The 16,207-nt window shown below is 36.6% G+C and carries 12 protein-coding genes and 4 pseudogenes; 6 read left to right on the forward strand and 10 right to left on the reverse strand.

Annotation, left to right across the window (positions count from 1 at the left end):
- Positions 1-56: 56 nt before the first annotated feature.
- Positions 57-677: a YfbR-like 5'-deoxynucleotidase gene (locus tag GGR08_RS01635; protein ID WP_183193680.1), complete on the reverse strand. Its 621-nt coding sequence runs from the start codon at positions 675-677 to the stop codon at positions 57-59.
- A complete protein-coding gene (gene ygfZ / locus GGR08_RS01640; protein ID WP_183193681.1) occupies positions 670-1,542 on the reverse strand; it encodes a CAF17-like 4Fe-4S cluster assembly/insertion protein YgfZ in 873 nt (290 codons plus the stop codon). Before ygfZ ends, GGR08_RS01635 begins: the two co-directional genes overlap by 8 nt.
- 64 nt (positions 1,543-1,606) lie before the next feature.
- Between ygfZ and GGR08_RS01645 the strand changes: the two genes are divergently transcribed.
- A complete protein-coding gene (locus GGR08_RS01645) occupies positions 1,607-2,935 on the forward strand; it encodes a dihydroorotase (protein ID WP_183193682.1) in 1,329 nt (442 codons plus the stop codon).
- 412 nt (positions 2,936-3,347) lie between these two features.
- Here the strand turns inward: GGR08_RS01645 and GGR08_RS01650 are convergent, their stop codons facing one another.
- Positions 3,348-3,716 (reverse strand): TIGR02301 family protein, encoded by a 369-nt coding sequence (locus GGR08_RS01650; protein ID WP_183193683.1) that lies wholly within the window; start codon positions 3,714-3,716, stop codon positions 3,348-3,350.
- 488 nt (positions 3,717-4,204) lie between these two features.
- Between GGR08_RS01650 and cysS the strand changes: the two genes are divergently transcribed.
- Complete coding sequence (gene cysS / locus GGR08_RS01655; protein WP_183193684.1) at positions 4,205-5,707, forward strand: cysteine--tRNA ligase; 1,503 nt, start codon at positions 4,205-4,207, stop codon at positions 5,705-5,707.
- 40 nt (positions 5,708-5,747) lie between these two features.
- Here cysS and GGR08_RS08110 read toward each other — a convergent pair.
- Both GGR08_RS08110 and GGR08_RS01660 read right to left on the reverse strand, forming a co-directional pair.
- A pseudogene (locus GGR08_RS08110) lies at positions 5,748-6,029 on the reverse strand (DUF421 domain-containing protein); the annotation flags it as partial.
- Positions 6,023-6,342: pseudogene (locus GGR08_RS01660) on the reverse strand (Arm DNA-binding domain-containing protein); the annotation flags it as partial. The pseudogenes GGR08_RS01660 and GGR08_RS08110, both read right to left, overlap by 7 nt.
- Positions 6,343-6,503: 161 nt before the next feature.
- Between GGR08_RS01660 and GGR08_RS01665 the strand changes: the two are divergent.
- The 4 genes and pseudogenes from GGR08_RS01665 to pssA all read left to right on the forward strand — a co-directional run.
- Positions 6,504-6,870 (forward strand): annotated as a pseudogene (locus tag GGR08_RS01665) (YetF domain-containing protein); the annotation flags it as partial.
- A gap of 102 nt (positions 6,871-6,972) precedes the next feature.
- A complete protein-coding gene (locus tag GGR08_RS01670; RefSeq protein ID WP_183193685.1) occupies positions 6,973-8,856 on the forward strand; it encodes an ABCB family ABC transporter ATP-binding protein/permease in 1,884 nt (627 codons plus the stop codon).
- 115 nt (positions 8,857-8,971) lie between these two features.
- The gene (locus GGR08_RS01675) at positions 8,972-9,670 is read left to right on the forward strand and encodes a phosphatidylserine decarboxylase (RefSeq protein ID WP_183193686.1); all 699 of its coding nucleotides are present in this window, start codon (positions 8,972-8,974) and stop codon (positions 9,668-9,670) included.
- Between the two features lie 8 nt (positions 9,671-9,678).
- Positions 9,679-10,518 carry a CDP-diacylglycerol--serine O-phosphatidyltransferase gene (pssA, locus tag GGR08_RS01680; RefSeq protein WP_183193687.1) on the forward strand — a complete coding sequence of 280 codons (840 nt, stop codon included), beginning with the start codon at positions 9,679-9,681 and terminating at the stop codon, positions 10,516-10,518.
- 72 nt (positions 10,519-10,590) lie between these two features.
- On the opposite strand, the gene GGR08_RS01685 is transcribed toward pssA, so the two are convergent.
- From GGR08_RS01685 to GGR08_RS01705, 5 genes and pseudogenes are all read right to left on the reverse strand, one after another.
- On the reverse strand, positions 10,591-11,340 hold the full coding sequence (locus tag GGR08_RS01685; RefSeq protein WP_183193778.1) for an SDR family NAD(P)-dependent oxidoreductase: 750 nt from the start codon (positions 11,338-11,340) through the stop codon (positions 10,591-10,593).
- A gap of 2 nt (positions 11,341-11,342) precedes the next feature.
- Entirely contained in the window at positions 11,343-12,833 is a 1,491-nt protein-coding gene (purF, locus tag GGR08_RS01690; protein ID WP_183193779.1) for an amidophosphoribosyltransferase, read from the reverse strand.
- A gap of 78 nt (positions 12,834-12,911) precedes the next feature.
- The gene (locus tag GGR08_RS01695; protein ID WP_183193688.1) at positions 12,912-13,493 is read right to left on the reverse strand and encodes a CvpA family protein; all 582 of its coding nucleotides are present in this window, start codon (positions 13,491-13,493) and stop codon (positions 12,912-12,914) included.
- A 106-nt stretch (positions 13,494-13,599) separates the two neighbouring features.
- Positions 13,600-14,997 carry a DNA repair protein RadA gene (gene radA / locus GGR08_RS01700; RefSeq protein ID WP_183193689.1) on the reverse strand — a complete coding sequence of 466 codons (1,398 nt, stop codon included), beginning with the start codon at positions 14,995-14,997 and terminating at the stop codon, positions 13,600-13,602.
- Positions 14,998-15,185: 188 nt separating this feature from the next.
- Positions 15,186-15,860: pseudogene (locus GGR08_RS01705) on the reverse strand (DnaB-like helicase C-terminal domain-containing protein); the annotation flags it as partial.
- Between the last annotated feature and the right edge of the window lie 347 nt (positions 15,861-16,207).

Here is a 16,207-nt window from a genome sequence, read left to right on the forward strand (position 1 = left end):
ACGGAAAAAGGTGATATATTTAGTTGTAATGACAAGAAATAAACAATGCTAGGAGCTTAATATGATCTTTGAGTATCCAAGTCATGAAAGCGAATTAAAAAATCTTTTTCAATTTGTTGTGTGGAATAGGGATGTAAGTTGAGGTTATTGGGTAAAATGTTATTAGGAGAACCAAAATAGCTCAGGGCTTCTTCTGTGTTAAATCCAGCAAGTGTGATCGCTTCATAATATGCTGCGATGCAGTCGGCCTGTTTGATTTTTTTTAAAAGTTTTTGAGAAAGATCAACAGAAAGAGAAAAGCGCATGTAGATAGCATCTTGAATACGTTTTTCGATGTATTCGTATTGTTTTCCTATGACAGCTTTAAAGGGTGAAATTATATCTCCGATGACATATTCCGGTGCATCATGAAGAAGAGCGTAAAGGCATTCCTCGCTTTGCGATTGGGGGAAAAGTTTTCGAAATATTTGTTCAACTAAAATTGAATGTTGTGCAACAGAATAAACATGTTCCCCTCGTGTTTGACCGTTCCAACGTGCTAGGCGGGCAAGTCCATGAGCAATATCTTCAATTTCAACATCCAAAGGAGAGGGGTTGAGAAGATCAAGTCTCCGTCCAGAAAGCATTCTTTGCCAAGCACGTGTTTCTCCATTTTTTAATAATTCAGCTTTAGCCATGAGTGTTTTCTATGGTATTTTCAGGAAAGGTGAAATTCATATTTTCAGCAATGCTTATGGTGATAGGAATATTTTTTACAGTAAAGGGAATGTTATGATCCATAGCATCTTTGACGTGATCAATGCGCATTAAAGCAAGAGCTTTATTTTCTACACATGTTCCCAAGTATCCGAGCACTTTTGTTCCCGCTTCAATGCTAGCTTGAGGGGTTAATTCACACTGCCCTTTTACAATCAAAATACGACGGCGTGCTGCACGGTGATGGTGCATTCGTGAAACGACTTCTTGTCCAATATAACACCCTTTGTTGAAGGCAAGTCCATTGATTTGATCGTAATTAATATCATGAGGAAAGACTTTTCCGATTTCATAATCTTGACCGCTTTCTGCAATTGCATAACGGATACGCAGGTGATTCCATATGTTATGATACTTTGAAGTCAAAAAAGGTGTTTTGCCGTAGATTCGTATTATTTTTTCTTTTGGTGGGAATCGCTTATCAACAAAACTTGAATTAAAATTCGAAGTGTCTGATTCATTATTCCAAAAAATTGTCACAAGTTCTTGTGATGGTTGTGTAATTTCTATTTTTTTACGCAGTTTATAGAGTAACAGACGCTTGTGGAGCGTATCGGCTAAAGGCATACTAATATCAATCAAATAACCATCTTCTTTTTTGCCAATCAGAAAATCAGCAAGGACCTTGCCTTGTGGAGATAAGAGGGCTCCAGGGAAAATTTCTTGTGGGCGGATTTTTCTTACATCTGTTGTGATTAGGGATTGCAGAAAATCTGTTGCTTCTTCGCCTGTAATTTGAATAATTTTACGATTTTTAAAGCAAATGGCATTTTGTTTTTCAATCATGGTTCTTGCCTTTCTGCTCAAAGTTACATAATCGATAAGTGAGCAATATGTAAGGATCATGGTTATGTTTAAAACATTTGATACAATTTTTAAAGGTGCAACACTTGTGAATCATGATGGAAGAAGTAAGCGTGATATTGGTGTTACAAATGGCTGCATTGCTGAAATTGGTGACCTTACATGTGCGTCAGCTGGTGAGGTGATTGATTGTACGGGGCTTCATATTTTGCCGGGTATTATTGATAGTCAAGTACATTTTCGTGAACCAGGCAATGAATATAAGGAGGATTTGGAAAGTGGCTCGTATTCCGCTGTGTTAGGGGGTGTTACAGCAGTTTTTGAAATGCCTAATACCAAACCATTGACAATATCAAAAGAAACATTAAGCGATAAGCTAAGACGCGGATTTCATCGAATGCATTGTGATTTTGCATTTTGGGTTGGAGGAACACGTGAAAATGCGCATGAATTGTCTGAATTAGAAAGACTTCCTGGTGTAGCTGGAGTGAAAGTCTTTATGGGGTCTTCTACGGGTGATCTTTTGGTCGATGATGACGAAAGTATACGCTTTATTTTGAAGAATACGCGCCGTCGTGCAGCTTTTCATTCTGAAGATGAGGCGAGGCTCAAAGAGCGTAAAATATTGCGTATTGAGGGGGATGCATCATCACATCCAATTTGGCGTGATGAAGTAACGGCATTAAAATGTACACAACGTTTGGTAAAAATTGCACATGAGACAAAAGCACGGATTCATATTTTACATCTTTCAACAGCAGAAGAAATTGATTTTCTAAAAAAACATAAGGATGTTGCAACAATTGAAGTGACACAACATCATTTGACTCTCACAGATGCTGATTATAAGTTGTTTGGTACATTAATTCAGATGAATCCACCTATTCGTGGGTTGCGTCACCGTGAAGCTCTTTGGTATGGTGTTCAGCAGGGGATTATTGATATTTTAGGCTCAGATCATGCTCCTCATACTCTTGAAGAAAAGCTTCGGTCTTATCCCTCTTCACCTTCAGGAATAACAGGTGTGCAAACAACAGCAGCAATTATGTTGACACATGTGAATGCAGGGAAAATATCTCTTGAGCGTTTCGTGGATCTTACTTCCCATGGCCCTAGTCGTATTTTTGGGATAAGTTGTAAAGGACGCCTTGCTGTGGGATATGATGCTGATTTAACCATTATTGATCTTAAGCGAGAAGAAACTATTACCAATAGTTTAATTGGTTCTCGTGCCGGTTGGACACCTTATGATGGGCAAAAGGTTAAAGGTTGGCCTGTTGGAACTATTGTACGAGGTATGCGTGTTATGTGGGAAGGTGAAGTTGTCACGCCTTCCCAAGGAGAGCCTGTTAAATTTGTAGAAACTTTGGTGTAAACAGTTTAAATTTTATAGATTTTAGTCTGTTGTGCTATAAAATACTATCTCTTAGAGTAGGAATATAAGGCGGATCAAGCTTTTTTAGCACATAAGCATTTTTGGGGTGCATATTGAATATGCGTAGGCTTGTTTTCAAATCTTGAGTGCATTTAGTTGAGTGAATCAAATGAAGAGGAAATCAAGAAGAATTTGTTTAACAAAAACCCAGATGATTTACAAACTAGCGTTAAGAGTAGGGAGGAAGCCAAAGAATGATTTTTTATGGGAAAAGCCACTCATAAGAATGAAAGCGTGTCAAGGCATTATTCTGCAAAGGTTTTTCTATTTTCAGAGTTGGTTGATTGTCATTTGTGAAGAGATTATCATTGATATTGCTAAAATGGAAGGAAATATTTTTTGTATGGATTAATTATTTATAACGCATGAGGAGGTTTTCGGATAAATTTCTTCCTTCATCAATGTATCTTTGATTGGCTTCAATTGCTGCTTGTGTACAATAAGGATAATTTTCTGAGAAAGCACGATACGCTTCATTAAACGCTTCATAAAAATAAGCACGTCTTTGTGGAATGGGATGTTCTGCTTCAATCAGGGCGTTCATGTAGTCATACCATTGGTTTGTTGGAGGTTTGCAAAGATTTTGGAGAGAATGGAGTGATCCCAAAATTTCCGCTAATCGGAGTAATTTTTTCTCATAAGGTGGGGATTGTTGCGCAAAAGTTGGCATTGAACTTGCAATAAATATTAAAATAAGGATGTTTATCAATCTAGAATGCATAGTTTTTATTTCTTTCCTTGAATAAAATCCTTTACAGATAAAATAATTGTGTCATGAGAACGATATCAAAAATAGAGTTATTGTTACATTTTTTCAATTATTGATTATAAAATGTAGGGCGTAGGAGACAGTAAGGAAACCATTATGGAATATTGAAAATACTGATAAAGTTTTTTGTGATAAAAAATTTAATATTAGCTTCTTACAGTCTATTTTTTATGTAAATTTATTAAATTTTATTGTCGTGCTCATAGAATTTTTTCTAAGCTCGTTTTGTTCAAGGAGGGAGAAGATCTCTCTCATAAAATGCTTTTATCCAATAAAATAGATTATCATTATGATAAATGATGGATATAGCCTCAATAATACAATGGAGAAGAAAAATTTATTAGAAGATAAAAGTTTTTAGCCTAAATCGTAGGATGCGATAATTTGAGGCATGATACATCTAAAAAGAGTGGCGCATAATATCATTTGTGGAGTCAGTGATGAAAGAGTTGCGATTTTATAATACGTTGACACGTAAAAAAGAAAATTTTACAGCAATAGATGCAACAAGAGTACGTCTTTATGTTTGTGGCCCGACAGTTTATGATTATGCGCATATAGGAAATGCCCGCTCTGTTATTGTTTTTGATATTTTATTTCGCTTATTGCGGCATGTTTATGGCCATGAGCATGTTCTCTATGTGCGTAATATTACAGATGTTGATGATAAAATTAATGCCCGAGCGGCTCGCGAGTATCCAAATTTGTCATTGAATGACGCTATTCGTCAATTAACAGAACGTACATATTCCCAGTTTCAACACGATACAATAGCCCTTGGTTGTCTATTGCCAACTAGCCAGCCGCGCGCAACCGAGCATTTAGAAGAGATGCGCTGTTTAATTGAAAGATTGCTTGAAAAAGGGTACGCTTATAAAGCGGAAAATCACATATTATTTTCTGTAAGTAGTATAAAAAAACCTCCTTATTATGGGGCATTTGCAAATCGTTCTGTAGATGAAATGAAGGCAGGGGCGCGTATCGATGTTGCTGCTTATAAAAGGGAGGAGATGGATTTTGTTTTATGGAAACCTTCGGTAGAAGGAGAACCAGGTTGGGAATCTCCGGCTGGAATTCCTGTTTTAGGTCGTCCAGGTTGGCATATTGAATGTTCTGCAATGTCAATGGCAAAGTTATTAGCACCGTACGGCGGTGGTTTAATCTGTGATGATCCAACCGCTAATATTTTTGATATCCATGGCGGTGGACTTGATTTAATTTTTCCTCATCATGAAAATGAGATTGCACAAAGTTGTTCAGCTTTTGGAACGGAGCGGATGGCTAATTTTTGGATGTATAATGGGTTTTTACAAGTTGAAGGAAAAAAGATGTCGAAAAGCTTTGGAAATTTCATAACCATTCGTTCCATTTTAGAGAATAATTTTTTTGAGTTTAATGGTGTTTTAACCGATAAAATGAAACAAAATTGGGCTGGTTTGTCTGTGCGTTTTTCGATGTTGCAAACGCATTATCGTGAACCATTAAATTGGACAACGCAGCGTTTGATGCAATCGAGCAGAGAGTTGTACCATTGGTATGAATTGCTCCGTAGCAAAAAGAGAGAAATGGAAAATAGTGAATCGACTGATAATACTTTAATTGATGCACTCAGTGATGATCTTAATACTCCAAAAGCATTGACTCTTTTGCGAAGATTTTATAAAAAGGGGAATGCGTTGGCTCTTGCAAATGGGATGAATTTGTTAGGATTGTTACGGCAAGAGTGGATTAAGGAAAGAGACTGTCCATTATTTATAAGAAAAACTTTTCTCGACTCAGAATTTATTGATCAGCGGATTGCTGAAAGAATGCGGCTTATCCATAATAAAGAGTGGGAAGCTGCGGATACAATTCGTGATGAGCTTGCAGCTGCGGGGATTCTTTTAAAAGATAGTAAGGATCCGCAGAGTGGTGAGCGTATAACCCTGTGGGAAATAAAATGACTCTAACTTTCTTCTTCTAGCAGCTCTCATAAAAAGGGGCATTCTGTCCTGCAATAAGACGACGAAAAAATTGAATAGCGCGCAGAAAAATTAAAAGATGCACTCAGGGTTTGCCAAATAAGTAAAACAGATAATAATTGAACGCTACTAATATTCTGATTATAGATAGCTTCTCCAACTAATACTTCATATAACAAAATTGCTAACTGAATCAATTGGTGTCATTTGATTAAGATTACCACGACCCATTGCTCTTATAAATAAAGGAAAGTAATAAGATCGACAACTAATTTTAGGCAACATACCTATAATAATATAAAATTCCATTATATTCTCCTTTAAATAATGGAGATTGCTTATTGCTTCACGCTTTTGTTTCTTTTGTTCTTTAATAGGGTCATGCCCCTTATGTAAAACAGAACGCCATTAGATTTGCACATTTACGGGCTTGTTTTAAAGAGACATCTCGCAATGCTCCTAAGCCTATTTCACGGCGGCGCTCATGAATGGTATAACAATAAAGCCATTGAACACCTCCATCTTTACGTTTGTGAAGAAGCAAGCCGGCACCATCATTATATACCAGCCCCCAATGTTGCGGCAGCCCTTGCATTAAGACGGTTCATAAGAATTATTTTCACTCCTTGCTTCTATGGTTTTTTAGCCACATACTCATCCTGCTTGTGATGTGCAAAGAAATGGTTTTGATTGATTCAAGATAAACAGCTTTGAAATGGGAGAACCTTACGATATTAAAGACTTTCATTCAATATGAATAACGATAAATCAATATATTGTAATTTTAGATGGAGTCTTTCAAATGGACATGACTTAGAGATCACTGTTAATGATCTCATTATAATGTCATGTCTTAAAGGTTGTCACTTACATGAATTAGCTTTTGTTTTTTTGGGAAACCAATGATGATTGCACAGTCATAAAAAAGGAAAAGGGTAAGAAATCGATGATTGTAGTAGAAAATGATGAAGTTCTTGATGACGCTCTTAAAGAAATTGGTAAAACGAAAAAGTGGTTTCAAGCAGAATCGAAAAAAGTACGTAAAGGTTGAAAATTTATTTGCAGCAGAGTGGTATGAGAATACGGATGCAAATAATAAATTGTATAATGGATTATTTCTTGTTCCTTTAAAAAAAACAGTTTAACTTCAGACAACGAGTAGAGATGATTTATTAGAAATGTCATGAAGAGATAAATCTAGATAATGACAGGAAAGCTGTTTGTGTGGATGTTAGAGTAAGAGCTTTATGAATCGCAGTGAAATGATAAAAACTGTATCATCAGATACAGGGAAGACTTTGCAAACACTTTGCAATTTATGGCCATATCTGTGGCCAATAGATCGGCATGATTTGAAAATGCGTGTGCTATGGGCAATATTTTATCTTGTTTTAGCCAAGCTCATTCTCATATCTGTGCCATATTTTTTTAAATATTCTATGAATGTGCTTGATTCAAGCTTTCAGTTTCCTGAAAAGTTTCCATCCAATTGGATTATTCCCATCATGCTCGTTTTAGCGTACAATATTGCACGTATTATGCAGGCTGGATTAAATCAATTACGTGATTCTCTTTTTGCCACTGTTGGGCAGTATGCTGTTCGTCAATTGGCTTATAAAATCTTTGTACATATTCATGAGTTATCTTTGCGATTTCATTTGGAACGCCGAACTGGTGGGCTTTCTCGCGTAATTGAGCGTGGTACAAAAGGAATTGAAGCTATTGTAAGATTTTCAATTCTCAATACAGTACCGACAGTTTTAGAATTTATATTAACGGCACTTGTATTTTACATAAGTTATGGGTGGAATTATTTTCTCATCGTCGTTGTAACAGTTGGATTATATACATTATTTACTATTAAGGCGAGTGATTGGCGGATTCGTATTCGGCAAAAAATGAATACAGCAGATACTGAGGCGAATACTCGTGCTGTTGATTCTCTTTTGAACTTTGAAACAGTTAAATATTTTGGCAATGAAACTCTAGAAGCCGATCGGTTTAATGCTTCTATGATATGTTATGAAAAAGCCGCAACAAAAATTTGGACATCGTTAAGCTGGCTTAATTTTGGTCAGGCTCTTATCTTTGGGATTGGAATGACGATCTTGATGCTGATGTCAGCGTATGAAGTTTTTTATAAGACACAAACTTTAGGAGATTTTGTTTTTATTAATGCGCTTTTAATGCAACTTTCTATTCCATTGAATTTTATTGGTTCAATTTATCGTGATATTCGACAAGGTTTAACGGATATTGAAGCAATGTTTGATCTTTTAGATGTTCAGAAAGAGATTGTTGATAAATCGGATGCCAAACCATTAGAGATAAGTGATGGAACCATTCGTTTTCATCAAGTAAAGTTTTCCTATGATTCAACACGTCAGATTCTTAGAGATATTAATTTTGAAGTTCCCGGAGGAAAAACAGTCGCTATTGTCGGTTCATCGGGTGCTGGTAAAACAACTATTTCTCGGTTACTTTTTCGGTTTTATGATGTTGATGCGGGATCTATAACAATTGACGGACAGGATATTCGTGATGTTACACAAAAAAGTTTGCGTGAAGCAATCGGTATGGTACCGCAAGATACAGTGTTATTTAATGATACAATTGCCTATAATATTTGCTATGGGCGCCCAAGTGCTACAGATGAAGAGATGCGTAAAGCTGCTGAAATGGCACAAATATCAAAATTTATTGAAATATTACCGGAGGGTTTTCAGTCTTTGGTAGGAGAGCGTGGTCTTAAATTATCTGGTGGTGAAAAGCAACGTGTGGCTATTGCACGGACACTTTTAAAAGCACCCCCACTTCTTATTCTAGATGAAGCAACAGCAGCTCTTGATACGGCAACAGAGCAGGAAATTCAACAAGCATTGGATATTGTAAGACGTGGGCGCACAACATTGATTATTGCTCACCGTCTTTCTACGGTTATCAATGCTGATGAAATTTTAGTTCTTAAAAGTGGTCGTATTATTGAAAATGGGACGCATACAGAACTTTTACGCAAGAAAGGTTTATATGCTTCAATGTGGAATAAGCAGCTTGAAGAATCACAAGGTGAAGAACAATTATGTAAAATGCGTGAAGAAGATGAGATGAGTGGTGTTAATCGTGAAAAATAAGTAGGGCAAAATGTAATCTATATCTTTATAATGAGCGATCGATTAAAGCCAAAAAGGCACAAGAGGAACAAAAACATTGGTTATTTGTTTAAATTTGCGATGAATAGGAAATTATATGAGTATGCTAAAATCTGTCCATAATAGCTTTGTACCGATTCATAAAGAAGGTTATCCCTTTATTGTAGCGTTTTTTATTATTTCGCTTATTCTTGGTTGGATATGGAGTCCGTTGTTTTGGTGTGGTCTTGTTCTCACTGTGTGGTGTATATATTTTTTCCGTGATCCAGATCGTGTGATCCCTTTGAATTCAAATTGGGTTATGTCACCTGCAGATGGGCGTGTTTCATGTGTAGAAGTATGTGTTCCACCTGAAGAATTAGGGTTAGGGAAAAATGAAATGATCCGTGTTTCCATTTTTATGGATGTTTTTTCATGCCATATCAACCGTATTCCTATAAGTGGTACAGTAGATTCTATCGTTTATCAGCCAGGGCAGTTTACCAATGCTGAGTTTGATAAAGCTAGTCAATTTAATGAACGTAATGGGGTAATAATTGATAGCAAACATGGTAAAATTGGTATTGTGCAAATAGCGGGGATGGTTGCTCGTCGAATTGTTTGTTGGTCAAAAGAAAATGATGCTGTTATCACTGGTGAGAGATTTGGATTGATTCGTTTTGGTTCGCGCCTTGATATTTATATACCAACTGAAATGAAATTGCGGGTTGCAGTTGGACAGACAGCAATTGCTGGAGAGACAGTTTTGGGGTCTTTTGATGATAAGAGTGCTACAACGGACTTCAGATACGATTAGGACACACAATGAAAAATTTTTCACCATTTTCTTCATTCAATCCGGAGGGACAGCATGATGACATTGCAAATCGTCGGCGTTCTCCTACATCAATGCGGTATGTCATTCCCAATATCATTACGGTTTTAGCAATTTGTGCAGGGATGAGCAGTATTCGTTTGGCTTTTGAGCAACGCTATGAAGCTGCTATTTTAATGGTGCTTTTGGCTGCAGTTTTAGATGGTGCTGATGGTCGTATTGCACGTTTAATAGATGGTAGTTCATCTTTTGGAGCCCAAATGGATTCTCTTGCTGATATTATAAATTTTGGTGTTACTCCTGCACTTATTGTTTATTCCTTTATTTTGAATCAAGCACATCACATTGGTTGGGTTGCAGCCCTTGTTTATTGTGTTGCTTGTTGTTTGCGATTAGCGCGTTTTAATGTGATGTTGGATAATACTAATATACCTAAGTGGCGGAAAAATTATTTTATTGGTGTCCCAGCACCAGCAGGAGCGTTATTACTCTTATTGCCTACGTATTTAGGCGCTCTTGGTTTGGTACCCAATTGGGGATGGGCATTATTTTTTAGTCTTTATACTGTAATTATTGCCTTTCTTTTGATTAGCCGTTTGCCAGTATGGAATGCAAAAACAATTGATCAAAATTTGAGGCGTGATATCGTTGTACCGTGCATGTTGGTCATTGTTATTTATGTCGGTTTTCTTGCAACTTATACATGGAAAACTTTATTGATTACAGCTATTAGCTATATGATTTTTCTCCCCTATAGTTTTATCGCTTATAATAAACGTGCTGCTTTAGAAGAGAAAAAGGTTGAGACTAGAGTTATCCAAGAATCATAAAAAGTCGCTTGTTTCTTTTGAGAAGAAAAGAAAAAAGAGAGAAGTTCAAGTTATTTAACTCTCAAATAATGATCAATCAGGTATATGATAATCTACAAACCGATTTTTGGGGACATTAAAGAGTTTTCCAGTTTCCTTTAAATTAGGTGATAGCAAATGCACTATCTTTTTTGCAACGTCTTGTGGTGAGGGAAGATTCTGTGGATCTTCATCAGGCATGGCTTTAGCGCGCATGGCAGTCTGTGTTGCACCAGGATTAACACAATTAACCTTAATGGAGGTTTGTTTGAGTTCTTCTGCCCAACAGCGGGCAATCATCTCTAAAGCAGCCTTAGAGGCTGCATAAGCTCCCCAGAAAGGGCGTGCAACGTGTGCAACACTTGAGGATAACAGGATAGCTCGTCCAGCTTCAGCTTCACGTAATAACGGCTCAACGGCTTTTAGTAGGCGCCATTGGCTGATAAGATTTATTTGAAAAACATCTTCAAATACCGTGTTTTCTATATGCGCTATTGGTGAGAGTGTTCCAAGAATTCCTGCATTTGCTACAATAATATCCAGTTTTTTCCACCGTTTGGCAATAGAGTTAACAAGAGCATCAATGTTTTCCACATGATGCAAGTCAAACGGAACGAGAGTTGCATGAGCACCTTTTTCTCGAATTTGATTATCTAATTCAGTAAGTCCACTGACTGTTCGTGCAAGAGCAATAATATCAGCACCACGTGTAGCGAGTTCGAGGGCTAAATAATAGCCAATCCCTCTTGATGCACCAGTAACAAGTGCAACATGCCCATGGAGACTAAAGTCGAATTTTGTCATCATTAATCTCTTGTTTTGAGAACAGATGATTGATGAATTTTGGAGAGATTTTCTTGATCAACCAGATGAGTAGGGTAATATCCAGTAAAATAATGATCAGTGAACTGTGGATCAGCGTTATTTCGTTTTTCTCCTGCTACCGCAAGATATAATCCATCCGTTGAAAGAAATTCTAATGAATCGGCTCCAATAAAATCGCACATAGATTTTAAATCTGGGTACTGATTTGCTAAAAGACTTTCAACTTTAGGTGTATCAATACCATAAAAGTCAGGATAGAAAATCATAGGGCTAGAAACGCGCATATGAATTTCTTTTGCTCCTGCATCGCGGAGCATTCGCACAATTTTAAGGGATGTTGTTCCACGTACAATAGAGTCATCAACTAGGATAACACGTTTTCCTTTAATTATAGGATGATTTGCAGAATGTTTTAACTTGACGCCAAAAGCGCGAATTTGTTGTGTCGGTTCGATAAAAGTACGTCCGACATAGTGATTACGAATAATACCAAGCTCGAAAGGAATTCCAATTTCTTGTGCATAGCCAATTGCGGCAGGTGTGCCTCCGTCAGGAACAGGAACTACAACATCCCCCTTACAGGGAGCTTCTTGAGCTAAACGAATTCCCATATTTTTGCGTGTTGTATAAACACTACGTCCTCCAACGATTGAATCAGGACGGGAAAAATAAACATATTCAAACAGGCAAAGTTTTTCTGGTTTTTCATTTTCTGATTTTATAATTTTTTTAGTAATTTCTCCATTTTTTTGTATTTCACATATGATTATTTCTCCATTTTTAACATCACGGACATATTTTGCTCCAATAATGTCAAGTGCACACGTTTCAGAACAAAAGATAGGTTTACCATCAAGTTCTCCCATTACGAGGGGTCTAATCCCTGTTGGATCGCGGGCAGCAATAAGCTTTGTACGTGTAAGCGCTAACATAGCATACCCACCTTCTACCTTTCGAATCGCATCAACAAAGCGATCGGAGGATGATTCATAACGTGAGCGGGCTATAAGATGGAGAAAAACTTCTGAATCTGATGTTGATTGACAGATAGCACCAGAAGCAATGAGTTCACGACGCAATGTAAGCCCATTGGTAAGATTACCATTATGAGCAATAGCAATGCCTCCAGCTTTCAATTCAGCAAAAAGGGGTTGAACATTACGTAATGCTATTTCTCCAGTCGTTGAATAACGAGTATGTCCAATAGCGCGATTTCCCGGTAAACGCGCAAGTGTTGCGGGGTTTGTATAATGATCACCAACAAGACCCAAATGTTTTTCTTGATGAAACATTTTATTATGGTAGGAAACAATACCAGCTGCTTCTTGTCCACGATGCTGAAGAGCGTGGAGTCCAAGGGCTGTTAATGTTGCTGCATCTTCATGCCCAAGAATACCAAAAACTCCACATTCTTCATGGAGGATATCATCATCTAATGAAAATTCTTGACAGAAAATATCGCTTTTTATCATCATATTCTTTCAGTTGTGATTTGGGGAAATCATTAATATCACATTTTACATTATTTAGTTTTCTTTTCTGATGAAAAATTATTCTCTATTTTTTAGAATTATTTTTTCATGAGAGTGTTGTTCATGCGTATTTTTATCCCTATCTTTAAACAAATTTTCTGCTTTTTCGAGAACAGATTCAATATCTTTTGGGATTATTTCCCAAACTTTTTGTCCTAGCGAATCTAAAATAGGCTTTGTTTTTGCATTTTTTAACCAATTTGCCTGATGTTCAGGCTTAATCAGTGCATTAATTAGCAACATACCGATAACCATAATAAATAAACCGCGAAGCGCTCCAAAAATAAATCCAATAGCACGGTCAAGGATACCAATTCGACTATCAATAATAAAATCAGAGATCTTCATTGTAATAATTGAAGTAATAATAAGAACAATAATAAAAATGGTAATTAATGTTGTGATCAATGCAATTATTTTATTAGAGAGATATTGTTCAAAGAAAGGTAAGATAGGCTTGAATAAAAACAGTGTAGTAACAGCTGCAATTGCCCAAGAAATTAATGATAATACTTCACGTGAAAATCCTCGAAGCATAGCAAGAAAAGTGGACAACAGGATGACTACTACGACAATTCCATCAAGGATTGTTATGATCATTTGTTTTTTCCTTATACATAAAGTTGCGTTCTTTTAAGATACTATGCGAATATATTTTTTATTCTTATAGCAAGAATATTTTGTATTTTATATATTTTTTTCTATATTAATCTTCCTGTAGTGCAGACCATTTTTTACTTGTAGTAAGAATGGCAATGAGTTCGGGAAGATTGGAGAAAGTTTTTTGTTGAAAATTGAACGGTTTTATCATTTCGGTTGTTGTTGTAGGATGAAATGCACCTTGAAAACCAAGTTTTTTTGCTTCATTGATGCGTTGTGCTGTATGTGCAACAGTGCGGGTAGCTCCCGAAAGACTAACTTCACCAAAATAGACATAATCCGTTGGCAAAGGGATATTACTAAGCGAGGATACCAAAGCAGCTGCAACAGCTAAATCAGCGGCCGGTTCTGAGATACGGTATCCACCTGCCACGTTTAGGTAAACATCATGCTGTCCAAAACGAATGCCACAATGGGCTTCTAAAACGGCAAGAATCATAGAAAGACGATTTCCATCCCATCCTACAACTGCACGTCGTGGCGTACCAAGGGAAGAGGGAGCAACAAGGGCTTGAATTTCTACTAATATCGGGCGTGTTCCTTCTATGCCCGCAAATACAGCAGCACCAGGTGCTTTTTCATTGCGTTCTCCTAAAAACAATTCAGATGGATTTATTACTTCGCGTAAACCTTTATCAGACATTTCAAAGACACCAATTTCATCTGTTGGTCCGAAGCGGTTTTTTACAGTTCTGAGAATGCGATAATGATGTCTTCCTTCCCCCTCAAAATAGAGAACACCATCAACCATATGCTCCACAACCCGAGGACCAGCAATTTGCCCATCTTTTGTAACATGACCAACAAGAACAACAGCAGCTCCTGTTTTCTTAGCAAAGCGAATCATTGCCTGAGCACCGATACGTACTTGTGTGACAGTGCCAGGTGCTGAATCTACGGTATCTGACCATAGGGTTTGAATCGAATCGATAATCACCATATCAAGGTTTTTATGCTCGTTTAAGGTTGCAAGAATATCTTCTACATTGGTTTCAGCAGCAAGTTTTATTTCTGTATTGTTAGCGCCAAGTCTTTGCGCGCGCAGACAAATTTGCGCAATAGCTTCTTCACCTGAGACATAGATGATATTATGGCCTTTGCGTGATAAGGCAGCAGCTGTTTGGGTTAGTAATGTTGATTTACCAATCCCTGGATCACCACCAACAAGTAATGCCGATCCACGGACAAAGCCCCCACCGGTAACACGATCAAGTTCAGCAATGCCAGAATGAATGCGTGGAGCATCTTCGATATTTCCAGAAAGAGATGTGAGTGTGATGATGCGTCCTTTACGCATACTTTGCTTAGGGCCACTTCCTATGCCACTATTTACATTTTCTTCAATAAGAGAGTTCCATTTTCCACAAGCGCTACATTTCCCTACCCAACGGGAATGAATGGTTTCACAATTTTGACAGATAAATTGAATACGATTACGCGTCATAGTGTGAACCCATTTTTTCTCTAAGATAATCATTATCTGCCAGATTGCTAAAGCGTATGGAAACAGACTGAAAGGAAAGATGAACAGTTCTGGTTAAGCCATGGTGTTGTTTTGCATTAATGATATCAGTTTTCCTAAAAATGTTGTTCATTGTGTCTTGCCATTTCATATATTCAAGTCTAATAGACTTAAAATTCTACATTTTTGAGATAATTTGCTTTGCGATATTTAAAAATAAAAGGTCTAATGACGGCATTTTGTTTAATTGAACTAAAATCACCTAAATTTGAAAGTTGTGAGCATTTATCTGTTCGATTTTTAACTTGGTGTGAAAGCTGTGAAAGAGCAACAATGGGAATATTCAATTTTTTAGGCAGTGTTTTAAGATCTAGAGTGATTTTTTGAATATGATTCTCAAGTGAATGTCTTGAATTTTTGATTATTAACTGGGTATAGGCAATAATCAGGACAATTAAGTTATGTTGGCGCTTGAGACGTTGTCCATATGCTGCCAGTTGTGTGATTGATAGTGTCCCTATTTTGTTGATATAAAGTGGTGCTTTTTGTAGTTTCTTCACGGTATGAATGATTTTTAAAAATTGTTCATCTGAAATGCTACCATTTTGAATATAAAAAGAAAAAATTGCTGTTTGTTCAGAAATAATATGCATTGCGAGCTGTTCTAAGAATATTTCAAGTGAGAAGAATCCTAAAATGCTGTTTTCATTTTCTTGGATAATTCTATTGCGATTATAAGCATTAGCAATCTTAAAGGCAATATTGATGGTCAGAGAAGCTTTACTCATATTATGGAATTTTAAAAGGATAATTAATTTGGATGGTTGGAATTTCTCCATTTTTTCATCAAGTGTTTTAGGATAGAAAGCTACCTCTGATAGTTGTGAAGAGCGTTTTTTGCAGGATTTTCTGGATCAATAACTCTTTTGATAGTTTCATCAAAATTATCAAATCTACTATCGCAGTCTTCTTTTTTATGGCATAATTATTAATACTTCCTTTTTAGTAAGATATCAGTGTTTATATAATCTTATATCAAGAATATTTTGCATATTGTAGAATCTATTCTGTCTTGTAATGTTAAAAAAACAACTTGTTTTTTATATGCAGCAAGTAGGATAGCTTTTTTAGAGAGATTAAAAAATATCTTTGTTAAAAGATAAGGGATTTTCCGAAGAGAAAATTTTTTGAT

The organism is Bartonella fuyuanensis, from assembly GCF_014197255.1.
Taxonomy (GTDB): Bacteria; Pseudomonadota; Alphaproteobacteria; order Rhizobiales; family Rhizobiaceae; genus Bartonella; species Bartonella fuyuanensis.